The sequence below is a fragment of the Rhodococcus sp. PD04 genome, assembly GCF_035918275.1.
GTDB lineage: Bacteria > Actinomycetota > Actinomycetes > Mycobacteriales > Mycobacteriaceae > Rhodococcus > Rhodococcus rhodochrous.
On sequence record NZ_CP142143.1, the window covers coordinates 1,869,367 to 1,879,660 of the forward strand.

12 protein-coding genes, 1 tRNA gene and 2 pseudogenes are annotated in these 10,294 nt (G+C 67.7%); 7 read left to right on the plus strand and 8 right to left on the minus strand.

What is annotated here, in order from left to right; genetic code table 11:
* Window positions 1–25 precede the first annotated feature (25 nt).
* The 4 genes and pseudogenes from U9J23_RS08610 (at window position 26) to rdgB (ending at window position 2,998) form a co-directional block, all read left to right on the plus strand.
* On the plus strand, window positions 26–652 hold the full coding sequence (locus tag U9J23_RS08610) for a rhomboid family intramembrane serine protease (RefSeq protein ID WP_059383965.1): 627 nt from the start codon (window positions 26–28) through the stop codon (window positions 650–652).
* Between the two features lie 142 nt (window positions 653–794).
* Window positions 795–1,556, plus strand: a pseudogene (locus tag U9J23_RS08615) (cyclic nucleotide-degrading phosphodiesterase).
* Between the two features lie 34 nt (window positions 1,557–1,590).
* Window positions 1,591–2,379, plus strand: a complete 789-nt coding sequence (rph, locus tag U9J23_RS08620; protein ID WP_106200151.1) for a ribonuclease PH — start codon at window positions 1,591–1,593, stop codon at window positions 2,377–2,379.
* A 7-nt stretch (window positions 2,380–2,386) separates the two neighbouring features.
* Window positions 2,387–2,998, plus strand: a complete 612-nt coding sequence (rdgB, locus tag U9J23_RS08625) for an RdgB/HAM1 family non-canonical purine NTP pyrophosphatase (protein WP_272266555.1) — start codon at window positions 2,387–2,389, stop codon at window positions 2,996–2,998.
* Window positions 2,999–3,069: 71 nt separating this feature from the next.
* On the opposite strand, the gene U9J23_RS08630 is transcribed toward rdgB, so the two are convergent.
* From U9J23_RS08630 to U9J23_RS08640, 3 genes are all read right to left on the minus strand, one after another.
* Window positions 3,070–3,531 carry a DUF3349 domain-containing protein gene (locus U9J23_RS08630; protein WP_059383998.1) on the minus strand — a complete coding sequence of 154 codons (462 nt, stop codon included), beginning with the start codon at window positions 3,529–3,531 and terminating at the stop codon, window positions 3,070–3,072.
* A 352-nt stretch (window positions 3,532–3,883) separates the two neighbouring features.
* Window positions 3,884–4,336, minus strand: a complete 453-nt coding sequence (locus tag U9J23_RS08635; RefSeq protein WP_272266431.1) for an ATP-binding protein — start codon at window positions 4,334–4,336, stop codon at window positions 3,884–3,886.
* A 55-nt stretch (window positions 4,337–4,391) separates the two neighbouring features.
* Entirely contained in the window at window positions 4,392–4,778 is a 387-nt protein-coding gene (locus tag U9J23_RS08640) for an STAS domain-containing protein (protein WP_059383961.1), read from the minus strand.
* Between the two features lie 146 nt (window positions 4,779–4,924).
* Between U9J23_RS08640 and U9J23_RS08645 the strand changes: the two are divergent.
* The 3 genes and pseudogenes from U9J23_RS08645 to U9J23_RS08655 all read left to right on the plus strand — a co-directional run bounded on the left by U9J23_RS08645 (window position 4,925) and on the right by U9J23_RS08655 (window position 8,182).
* Window positions 4,925–6,109, plus strand: a pseudogene (locus U9J23_RS08645) (PP2C family protein-serine/threonine phosphatase).
* Window positions 6,110–6,119: 10 nt separating this feature from the next.
* A complete protein-coding gene (locus U9J23_RS08650) occupies window positions 6,120–7,745 on the plus strand; it encodes a sensor histidine kinase (protein WP_272266433.1) in 1,626 nt (541 codons plus the stop codon).
* A complete protein-coding gene (locus U9J23_RS08655; RefSeq protein ID WP_059383959.1) occupies window positions 7,742–8,182 on the plus strand; it encodes a response regulator in 441 nt (146 codons plus the stop codon). Before U9J23_RS08650 ends, U9J23_RS08655 begins: the two co-directional genes overlap by 4 nt.
* Window positions 8,183–8,259: 77 nt before the next feature.
* On the opposite strand, the gene U9J23_RS08660 is transcribed toward U9J23_RS08655, so the two are convergent.
* The 5 genes from U9J23_RS08660 to U9J23_RS08680 form a co-directional block, all read right to left on the minus strand.
* A complete protein-coding gene (locus tag U9J23_RS08660) occupies window positions 8,260–8,637 on the minus strand; it encodes a DUF3817 domain-containing protein (RefSeq protein WP_006554752.1) in 378 nt (125 codons plus the stop codon).
* On the minus strand, window positions 8,634–9,050 hold the full coding sequence (locus tag U9J23_RS08665) for a hypothetical protein (protein ID WP_024100522.1): 417 nt from the start codon (window positions 9,048–9,050) through the stop codon (window positions 8,634–8,636). The genes U9J23_RS08660 and U9J23_RS08665 overlap by 4 nt, the downstream gene beginning before the upstream one ends.
* Before the next feature lie 69 nt (window positions 9,051–9,119).
* Window positions 9,120–9,204: transfer RNA gene (locus tag U9J23_RS08670), tRNA-Leu, on the minus strand.
* 28 nt (window positions 9,205–9,232) lie between these two features.
* Entirely contained in the window at window positions 9,233–9,724 is a 492-nt protein-coding gene (locus U9J23_RS08675) for an HNH endonuclease signature motif containing protein (RefSeq protein WP_272266434.1), read from the minus strand.
* Complete coding sequence (locus U9J23_RS08680; protein WP_272266435.1) at window positions 9,724–10,263, minus strand: HNH endonuclease signature motif containing protein; 540 nt, start codon at window positions 10,261–10,263, stop codon at window positions 9,724–9,726. The genes U9J23_RS08675 and U9J23_RS08680 overlap by 1 nt, the downstream gene beginning before the upstream one ends.
* Window positions 10,264–10,294 lie beyond the last annotated feature (31 nt).

The window sequence follows — 10,294 nt, forward strand, 5'->3', positions numbered from 1 at the left end:
CGGTACGTGACGGCAGAATGGTGCCATGACCATTCCCAGCGGTACCGGCGCCGACACCCGCATCCGGCCGATCTGGCAGCGTGCCGGTCTGTGGATCGGTGGGTTCGTCGCGATGCTCTACGGCGTCGAGGCCGTCGATGCGGTGCTCCCCGCCGATCTCGACGCGGCCGGTGTCGAACCCCGCACCGCCGACGGACTGTGGGGCGTGTTGTTCGCGCCGATCCTGCACGCCGACTGGGCCCATCTCACCGCCAACACCGTGCCCGCGCTCGTCCTCGGCTTCCTGGTGCTGCTCTCCGGTATCGGGCGCGGACTGGCCGCGACCGCGATCATCTGGGTGGTCGCAGGGGTGGGGACGTGGTTGATCGCAGGCTCGGGCGAAACCCACATCGGAGCGTCGAGCCTGATCTTCGGGTGGCTCACCTATCTGATCGTGCGAGGTGTGTTCACCCGCAAGGCCGGGCAGATCCTGCTGGGAGTCGTAGTGCTGTTCCTCTACGGCGGCATGCTGTGGGGCGTGCTGCCGAGCGAACCGTGGATCTCCTGGGAAGGGCACTTCTTCGGTGCGGTCGGCGGCGTCCTCGCGGCGTGGGCGCTGTCCGCGGACGCGCGTCGCGCCCGCCGCACCACCACCTCCGTCATGCCGCGCTGACCACCCGCGCCGAGAGCCACCGTTCGGCCTCGCGAAGTGGCCGAACGATCCGCGCGTCACACCTTCCCGGCCACTGTGAGTCTGCGCCGCAATACGCGCGTTGGCTTCATCGAGGGACCCTCGGCATGGCAGCATGGCTGATATGCGCATGACCGTTCTGGGGTGCTCGGGCAGTGTGGCCGGGCCGGATTCCGCAGCCTCCGGCTACCTGCTGACGGCACCGGACACCCCACCCCTGGTCATCGACTTCGGTCCCGGTGTCCTCGGTGCGCTCCAGCGCCACGCCGACCCCGGTGAAGTGTCGATCCTGCTGTCCCATCTGCACGCCGACCACTGCCTCGACCTGCCCGGACTGCTGGTCTGGCGCCGCTACTCGCCGTCCCCGCCGCAGGGGCGCGTCCTCACCTACGGTCCCGCCGGCACCGCCCACCGCATCGGCGTGGCGTCCGCGGAGATCCCCGGCGAGGTCGACGACGTCAGCGACACCCTCGACGTCCGGATGCTCGGCGACGGCGAGACGATCCGGTTCGGAAGCCTGACCATCTGCCCCGGCCGCGTCCACCACCCGCCGGAGGCCTAAGGCTTCCGCATCACCAGCGACTCCGGCCGCACCCTCGTCTACACCGGCGACACCGGCATGTGCGATTCGGTCGTCGAACTCGCCCGCGGCGCCGACGTGCTGCTCGCCGAGGCCTCGTGGACCCACGCCCCGGGGGAACGCCCCGAAGGCGTGCACCTCTCGGGCACCGAAGCCGGTCGCGTCGCGGCCCTCGCCGGTGTCGGCGAACTCCTCCTGACCCACATCCCGCCGTGGACCTCCCGCGAGGACGTCATCGCCGAGGCCAAGGCCGAGTACTCCGGACCGGTCCACGCGGTCACCGCCGGAGACGTGTACCGCATCTGAAGGGCCCGCCCCCGGATCGCCTAGGCTCGGACGAGTGACGACACGAGAAGACGGCAGAGCGGACGACGAACTCCGGAACATTCGCATCACCCGGGGATTCACCAACCACCCGGCGGGCTCCGTGCTCGTCGAATTCGGACAGACCCGCGTGATGTGCACCGCCAGCGTCGAGGAAGGCGTCCCGCGGTGGCGTAGGGGCTCCGGCCTCGGCTGGCTGACCGCCGAGTACGCGATGCTTCCCGCCGCCACCCACACCCGCAGCGGACGCGAATCGGTCAAGGGCAAGCTCGGCGGCCGCACCCAGGAGATCAGCCGGCTCGTCGGCCGGTCGCTGCGCGCGTGCATCGACCTCGCCGCGCTCGGCGAGAACACCATCGCGATCGACTGCGACGTGCTGCAGGCCGACGGAGGCACCCGCACCGCCGCCATCACCGGCGCCTACGTCGCACTGTGCGACGCGGTGACCTACCTTCGTGCCGCGGGCAGCCTCGCCGACCCGCAGCCCATCTCGTGCCAGATCGCCGCCGTCAGCGTCGGCGTGGTCGACGGACGTGTCCGCCTCGACCTGCCCTACGAGGAGGACGTGCGCGCCGAGGTCGACATGAACGTCGTCGCCACCGAGACGGGCACCCTCGTCGAGGTCCAGGGCACCGGCGAAGGCGCGACCTTCCCGCGTTCCACGCTCGACGCGATGCTCGACTCCTCGCTCGCCGGGATCGAGGAACTGTGCCGGATCCAGCGCGAAGTGCTCGCCGAGCCGTACCCGGGCGCCCTGCCCGAGCCGGTCGAGGCGGAGGCCGGCAAGAAGAAGTTCGGAGCCTGACGTGCGGGTGCTGGTCGCAAGTCGCAACGCGAAGAAGCTGCGCGAACTGCAGCGCGTGCTCGACCGTGCCGGGATCGAGGGCATCGAACTCGTAGGCCTCGACACCGTCCCGCCGTACCCGGAGGCGCCCGAGACGGGGGAGACCTTCGAAGCGAACGCCGGGGCCAAGGCTCGCGACGGCGTCGCAGCCACGGGTATGCCCTGCGTCGCCGACGACTCCGGTCTCGAGGTCGACGCCCTGCGCGGCATGCCCGGCGTGCTCTCGGCGCGCTGGAGCGGACGCCACGGCGACGACGAGGCGAACACCGCACTGCTGCTCGGCCAGATGCAGGACGTGCCGGACGAGCGTCGCGGCGCGGCCTTCGTGTCGGCCTGCGCACTCGTGGTGCCGTCGGACGACGGATTCGTCACGACCGTCGTGCGCGGCGAATGGCGCGGCAGCATCGTGCGCGAGCCGCGCGGCGAGAACGGTTTCGGTTACGACCCGGTCTTCCGGCCCGAAGGTGAAGAACGCACCGCGGCGGAACTGTCCGCGGAGGAGAAGGACGCACAGTCGCATCGAGGACGGGCACTCGCTCAGCTCGTGCCCGCCCTCGCTGCACTCGCCGCGAGTGCCTGACCCGCGGCTCGCCGCGGTCGGTTGATTCCCGGCTCGCCGCAGTCGGTTGATTCGCGGCTTGCCGCGGTCGGCTAGCGGGCGCCTGCCTGCGTCCCCCGCTCCTCGCGAACCGGCTCCGCGGCGCCGGTATCCGATGCAACGCCGGCGTCGGGTGCCGGCGCCGCAGCCGTCTCGGTCGTCGGTTGCGTATCCGCTTCGGCGGGTTCGGTCGGCTCGTCGCCGCGGGAGAGTTCACCGCCCACGACGGGCCAGCCCGCAGCGACCAACTGTTCGCGAACCCGCTCGACGTCCTGCGGGTCCGGTTCCTCGTGGATCACTCCCGCCACGATCTTCCGCAATGTGTCGTGGTCGACCTGCCGCTCCGGATGTTCCGACGCGGTCGCCGCTGCCGTCTCGATCGCCTCGAGAAGTTCCTCTTCGGTGAGCCGGCGCTTGAGCACGGCAAGCAACGCGAAGTGATCCTTGGCCGGGATCCCCTCGGGATATCCCGCCCGCAACCAGTCCAGTACCACGCGTGGATTCCAACGCGCCATCGTCGCCTCCTCACTCACCGTCCCGCACGGACCCTTCGAACCCGAATGCCCGCCGGAAACCCCCTGTCAGGGTCACAGGGTTCCCGCCACGATAGCGAGGAACACCTGATTCGCCCCGTCAGGGCAGTGAAATGTCCCGCAGATACGCGGTGGGCGACTTCTTCACCGTCGTCGACACACCGTCCTCGACCGGGTGAACCGGGATCTGCTCGAGCAAAGATGCACGGGCGTTCCGTCGCACGGGCCGTACCCGCAACGACAGGTATGACGAAAGCGGCCGTGGGAGGAGCATCGTGCTCCTCCCACGGCCGCTTCGTATCCGAGAACTCGCGACGCGCGCCTACCGCGCAGATCAGCTCGCGTCGTGGGACGAGAGTTCGTTGTTCGGCCTGTCCGTCTCTTCGAGGACCCATCGCATCTCGACGACCGTGCCCTTCGGGCCGGCCGAGACCTGCAGATCGCTGGCCAGATTGCGGATCAGCGTCAACCCGTGACCGCGTGAACGTCGGGCGTCGCTGTCGACGGCGTCGTGCCAGGAGCCGTGGTCGACGACCCGCACGACCACCTCACCCTCGTCGGGCAGATACGCCGCCTCGTAGTCGAGCGTCCCGTGCGCATCGTCCGGCGCATAGGCGTGCTCGACGGCATTTGCGAGCGCTTCGTAGCTCGCGAGCAGTATGTCCTGTCGTTGGTCCTCGCTGAGGGGGAGCTTCGCCAGCCACCGCCTCGTGACGACCCGCAGGCCTGCAATCTCGGTCGGGTCGGCTCGCACACCCGACGAACTGATCTCGTCGGGAAAGAGCAAAGCTGACTCCTCGGGCGCAGACGACATGGCTCCTCGGTTCGTCGGGTACGGCGGTCTACTCGGAGACGCCTTCCGGCGAGGTACCGAGGCCGACGAGCGCGTCGTCGAGCTTCGGATGGATCGCCAAGACCTCTCCGAGGCCGAGGAGTTCGAGCGGGCGTGCCGTTGCACTGCCGTGTGCCACGACGGCGAAACCGGTGTTGTCGGCAGCTCGCTTGGACAACTCGACCAACAGAGCGATACCCATCGAAGCGAGGAAATCAACCCCGCTGAGGTCGACAATCAGTCCGGAGATGTCGGTGTCGAGAAGTGCGAGGGCTTCCTGCTCGAGGAGCGGGGCGCTCGTCATGTCGACTTCGCCGTTGACGGACAGCACGGCCACGGAGCCGTTGCGGGTCGTGGAAATAGTCATATGCGGATGCGCGGTCATGGGATCGTTCACCTTGTCATCATGCAAGATCGTGCCGATAGATGCACACATCGGTCCGTCGGCCGTGGCCGCGACCCTCCGTGACCACCCTGTGACCATGCCGTCGTGCAGTCTGTAATGTTCCCTTTCGAGCAGGGAGGGAGGGGCGCCGAGTGGACATGCACCGAGCGCAGAGCGAGTCGGTCGAACCACCGTCGTTGCTCCTCATCGAGGACGATCCGGGTGACGCGCTCATCGTGGAGGAACTCGTCGTCGACAGTGCCCCTGAGATGACCGTCGTGTGGGTACAGACACTTGCGCAGGCCCGCGACGAACTCACCACATCGGCTCCCGACTGCGTACTTCTCGACCTCCACCTGCCCGATGCGAGCGGGCTCGAAGCCGTCGCCCGCATCCAGGAGATCACAGATTCCGTCCCCATCGTCGTCCTCACCGGCCTCGCGGAGGAACAGACCGGCCTCGCCGCGTTGTCCGTGGGCGCCCAGGACTATCTCGTCAAGGGACGCGTCGAACCCGATCTGTTCGGCCGCGCCGTCCGCTACGCCATCTAGCGAAAGCAGACCGAGATCGCGGCGGCCGAACTCCAGGCGAGCCAGCTGCACGCACAGGAGAACGCCCGACTCGAACGCGGACTGCTCCCGTCCCCGCTCCTGCGCAACGGTCAGGAGTTCGACGTCGTTTCCCGCTACCGCCCCGGCCGGTCGTCCGCTCTTCTCGGCGGCGACTTCTACGACGTCGTGCAGACCGACGACGGCACCGTCCACGTTCTCATCGGCGACGTCTCCGGCCACGGCCCCGACGAGGCAGCCCTCGGCGTCGGGTTGCGCATCGCGTGGCGCACGCTCGTGCTCAGCGGGGTCGACGGCCCCCGCCGCTTGCACCAACTCGAGGAGATCCTCGTCGCGGAGCGCACGGAGAGTCGCTTCTTCGCGTCGATGACGAACCTCACGATGTGTGCCGACCGCAGCACCGTCGAGGTCATGCGGGCCGGTCATCCCGGTCTGCTGCTCCGACATGGCGGAACCATCGACTGGGTCGAAGCGCCCGGTGGTCCGGCTCTCGGCCTGCTGCCGGGTGTGGCCACCTGGCCAGTCCACACGATGGAGCTGCCCGAGGACGGCGCGATCGTGCTGTTCACCGACGGATTGTTCGAGGGGCATCGCGGCGACGGCCCGGAACGACTCGGTGAGGAAGGACTCCTCGAGCTCGCGCGCGAACGCGCTCATCTGCCGGCCGCCGAGTTCACCGACTCGCTGATCGACGGTGCCGAGAAACTCGCGGACAGTAGGGGAGGACTGTCCGACGACGTCGCAGTCGTCCACGTGCAATGGAACAGGAAGTGATCACCACCGCATGACGAACAACGACGCAACGGGGGAGGCGGGAGACGTGCGTCGTTCGCCGTCCCGCGGGCTGACGGTCCAGGGCTGGTTCCTCCTCGTACTGGGCGTGATGGGGCTGCTGGTCGTCGTCGGCACTGTGGTCGGCAGCCACTTCCTCCGTGAGACGACGGAGTACTCCAACTACGTGCGCGACCGAATCCAGCCCGCCCGCGTCGAGGCGTACCGGTTGCAGTCGGCGCTGATCAACCAGGAGACGGGCGCGCGGGGTTACATCCTCGCCGCCGACCCCGAGTTCCTCCGCCCCTACGAGGACGGACGACGCGACGAGGAGGCCGCGGCCGCCGAGTTACGTGCCCTCGTCGGCGACGAGGAGGACCTGATGGCGGACCTCGAAGCGATCGAAAGGCACGCAGCGGAATGGCGGCGCGTGTACGCCGAACCTCTCATCTCCACTGTTGTGCCGGGAGAGCCCCGGTTCGTCGACCCCGCCGCCGTCGCAGCGGGGCGTGATGCCTTCGACCGGATCCGGACCGCGTTCGCCGTCCAGAACGCCGACCTCACGCAGGCCCGAGAAGACGGCATCGCCACGCTTGAGGACACCCGGACCACGCGGGATCGCATCCTCGCCGGCATGGTCGTGGTCTTCCTCCTCACCGGCGTCGGTCTGGCCGTTCTGCTCCAGATGATCGTGGTCCGGCCGATCCAGCGGCTGCGGCAGGCCTCGCGCAAGGTGGTCGCGGGGGAGAACTTCGACGTCGAGATCGAGCCACAGGGTCCCGCCGACATCCGGGCACTCGGGCGGGATGTCGAGGACATGCGTGAGCGGATCGTGCGCGAACTGCAGGTCGCGCACGAACGCGAGGAGCAACTCGAGAACCAGACGACGGAACTGCGACGCTCGAACTCCGAACTCGAACAGTTCGCCTACGTCGCCTCCCACGACCTGCAGGAGCCGCTCCGCAAGGTCGCGTCCTTCTGCCAGTTGCTCGAGAAGCGCTACGGCGACAAGCTCGACGAACGCGGCACCCAGTACATCGCCTTCGCGGTCGACGGCGCGAAGCGTATGCAGGTGCTCATCAACGACCTGCTGACCTTCTCGCGGGTCGGACGAGTCAGCGACGCGCACGTCCGCACCGAACTGGACGTGACCCTCGACGCGGCCCTGACGAACATCTCCCAGGCGGTCGAGGAATCCGGAGCGAAGATCTCCCGGCCCGAGTCCCTGCCGACGATCGTGGGGGATCCCACACTGATGATCATGTTGTGGCAGAACCTGATCGGAAACGCGATCAAGTTCCGCCACGAGGACCGGCCCGTGGAGATCCGGATCGACTGCGAGGAGATCGTCGACGAGGGTGACGAGTTCTGGCGATTCTCCGTGCAGGACAACGGAATCGGTATCGCCGAGGAGTTCGCCGACAAGGTCTTCGTGATCTTCCAGAGGCTGCACGGCCGGGACGTCTACACCGGCACCGGCATCGGCCTGGCGATCTGCCGCAAGATCGTCGAATACCACGGTGGAGAGATCTGGCTCGACCCGCAGTATCGGGACGGCAGTCGGTTCTGCTTTACGATGCCCAAGGCAGACGACAGCATGTCTGCAACCGAAGTCGCTCTGAAAGGGGCATCTGCATGAGCGTTTCCGGGCGGCCGATCGACGTCCTCCTCGTCGAGGACGACCCCGGCGACGAATTGATGACGCGCGAAGCGTTCGAGGACAACAAGATCGGAAACACCCTCCACGTGGTCCGCGACGGCGAGGAGGCACTCGACTTCCTCTACCGGCGCGGCCAGTACGAGAACGCGCCTCGGCCCGACCTGATCCTCCTCGACCTGAACCTGCCCAAGTACGACGGACGGCAGGTCCTCGAGCAGGTCAAGTCCGACTCCGACCTCACCGACATCCCCGTCGTGGTCCTCACCACCTCGGCAGCGGAAGAGGATATCCTCCGCAGCTACAAGCTGCATGCCAACGCGTACGTGACGAAGCCGGTCGACCTCGACCAGTTCATCCGCGCGGTGCGCCAGATCGACGAGTTCTTCGTCCAGGTGGTGCGCCTGCCGCGACGCTGAGCGCGCACGGTCACAGACGAAAATCGGGCGGATCCTTTCGAAGGATCCGCCCGATTCGTGTCCGTGGAGGTTGCCGGTCAGACTCCGAAGTCGGCCTTCACCTGCTGCGTGCGCTTGTGCTCGACGAAGAACGACAGGAACGGGATGGTGCCCGCCAGGAGCGTCCACACCGTCCGGGCGATCGGCCAGCGCACCTTGATGGACAGATCGAAAGTGAGAACCAGGTACACCGCGTACACCCAGCCGTGCACGATCGCGATCCAGGCCGGCACGTTCTCGACACCGATGATGTACTTGGCGACCATCTCACCGGTGAGGATGAGCAGCCAGATACCGGTCGCGTAGGCGAGCACGCGGTAACGCAGAAGAGCGGACCGGATCTTCTTCCGGTCGGCCTCACTGACGACGCGCGGCGTGGTGGCCTGGCCGGACGCCTGCTCGGGGGTCGTGCTCACTGAGCGCTCCTATCGGACCTGCGCGCCAGCTGCGCGAGGTACTCGTTGTACTCGTTGATCTGTTGTGCGTCGGGATCCGCGGCCTCCTGCTCGCGTGCCTCGGCGAGCGTGCGCGGACGGGTGGGAAGAAGATCCTCGGGGATCTCGGTGGGCTCGTCCGGCTCGGACGGGCGTCGTCCGCCGGTGCTCTCGGCTTCCTGCTCCTCGGCCTCGAGGCGGACGAAGCGCCGGTATGCGTAGACGCAGAAGAAGGCGAATGCGGGCCACTGGAGGGCGTAGCCGAGATTCTGGTAGGTGCCGCCGACCGCTTCGAACCGGACCCACTGCCAGTAACCGAGGCCGAGGCATCCGGCCGCGGCCACCAGAACCAGGATGATCAGGGCCAACCGGCGGGGAGGGCGATGCTCGGACACGCCCTCGACGGTACCCGAACGGTGCACCGACCTGCCAAGACCGGCCGGTGCACCGTGGGTGAGGTCACGTGGTGCGCGAGGGGGGACTCGAACCCCCACGTCCGAAGACACGGGTACCTAAAACCCGGGCGTCTGCCAATTCCGCCACTCGCGCCAGACCTCAGCAGGATACGGCATGGCCGTCATTCGGGAGCCGTGCGGTGCTGCACGTTTCGTCCGGCCCAGGTGGGCGTCTGACTGTGACAGTTGGGGCACAGGAAGCGGACGTTCTCCGGGCGGGAATCGTTCGGGTTCCCGTCGATGTGGTCGACGTGCAAGGTGAGCGGTTTTCCGTTCCACTCGGGCTCGGTGCCGCACCGGGTGCACCGGTAGGGGCGTCCGTACTCGACGAGTGCCCGTCGGAGTTGATCCGGTTTCGTGCGCCTGGAGCCGCGCGGCTTCTCGATGAGAAGGTCCTGCCATCCGTGTCGGACGTACGGTCTGCGTGCGGTCGTCCTGGGCCGTCCGGTGAAGTGGGAGGTATCGATGCCGAGGGCGCGGATCCGGCGGCTCAGATGCGTGTGGTGCCCGCCGTGCGGCGCGAGACCGAAGTAGCGCATGACCTCGGCGAAGTTGACGCTGCTCCGGACCGCTTCCTCCAGCATCTCCTTGGTGTACTTTACCGGTCGCGCCATCACGCCGCCCCGTCGAGTTCGGCTCCGATCCGGTCGGGAGTCCGTTCGGGAGGTTCGTCGAGAACGCGACATGCGTTCCTGCGCGCCCATGTCGGCGTCTGGCTGTGGCAGTTGGGGCACAGGAAACGAAGATTGTGCGGGCGGGAGTCGTTCGGATTGCCGTCGACATGATCGATGTGGAGCATGAGCGGAGATTCGAGCCATTCCGGTCCGATGCCGCACGTCTCGCACTCGTGTGCGCGACCGTATTCGAGGAGTGCCCGCCTGAGCGTCCTGGTCTCCTTCCGGTTCGTGCCGGCCGGTGCGGCCGTGAGCACGTCGGACCAGTGCAGCCGGTTGCGGGCAGGTCGTCCCTTCTGGTGGGCCATGCCCCGGAAGTGGGAGGTGTCGATTCCGTAGGCCTCGATCCGTCGTTTGACGACGACGTAACTACCTCCGCCCGCCCGCAGTCCCAGATGACGGAGAACACCCGCAGTACTGACGGACGCAGCCACCGCTTCCTCCAGCAGTTCCTTGGTGTACCCGATCCGCTTCCCCATCTCGCCCCCTGTCGAATGTCTGTTCGATCCG

What these genes read in the sequence shown, in the direction of transcription:
- U9J23_RS08680 (WP_272266435.1), bottom strand. Translation starts at nt 10,263, where the DNA reads ATGGGGAAGCGGATCGGGTACACCAAGGAACTGCTGGAGGAAGCGGTG.
- U9J23_RS08630 (WP_059383998.1), bottom strand. Translation starts at nt 3,531, where the DNA reads ATGGCGCGTTGGAATCCACGCGTGGTACTGGACTGGTTGCGGGCGGGA.
- U9J23_RS08610 (WP_059383965.1), top strand. Translation starts at nt 26, where the DNA reads ATGACCATTCCCAGCGGTACCGGCGCCGACACCCGCATCCGGCCGATC.
- U9J23_RS08655 (WP_059383959.1), top strand. Translation starts at nt 7,742, where the DNA reads ATGAGCGTTTCCGGGCGGCCGATCGACGTCCTCCTCGTCGAGGACGAC.
- U9J23_RS08675 (WP_272266434.1), bottom strand. Translation starts at nt 9,724, where the DNA reads ATGGCGCGACCGGTAAAGTACACCAAGGAGATGCTGGAGGAAGCGGTC.
- U9J23_RS08650 (WP_272266433.1), top strand. Translation starts at nt 6,120, where the DNA reads ATGACGAACAACGACGCAACGGGGGAGGCGGGAGACGTGCGTCGTTCG.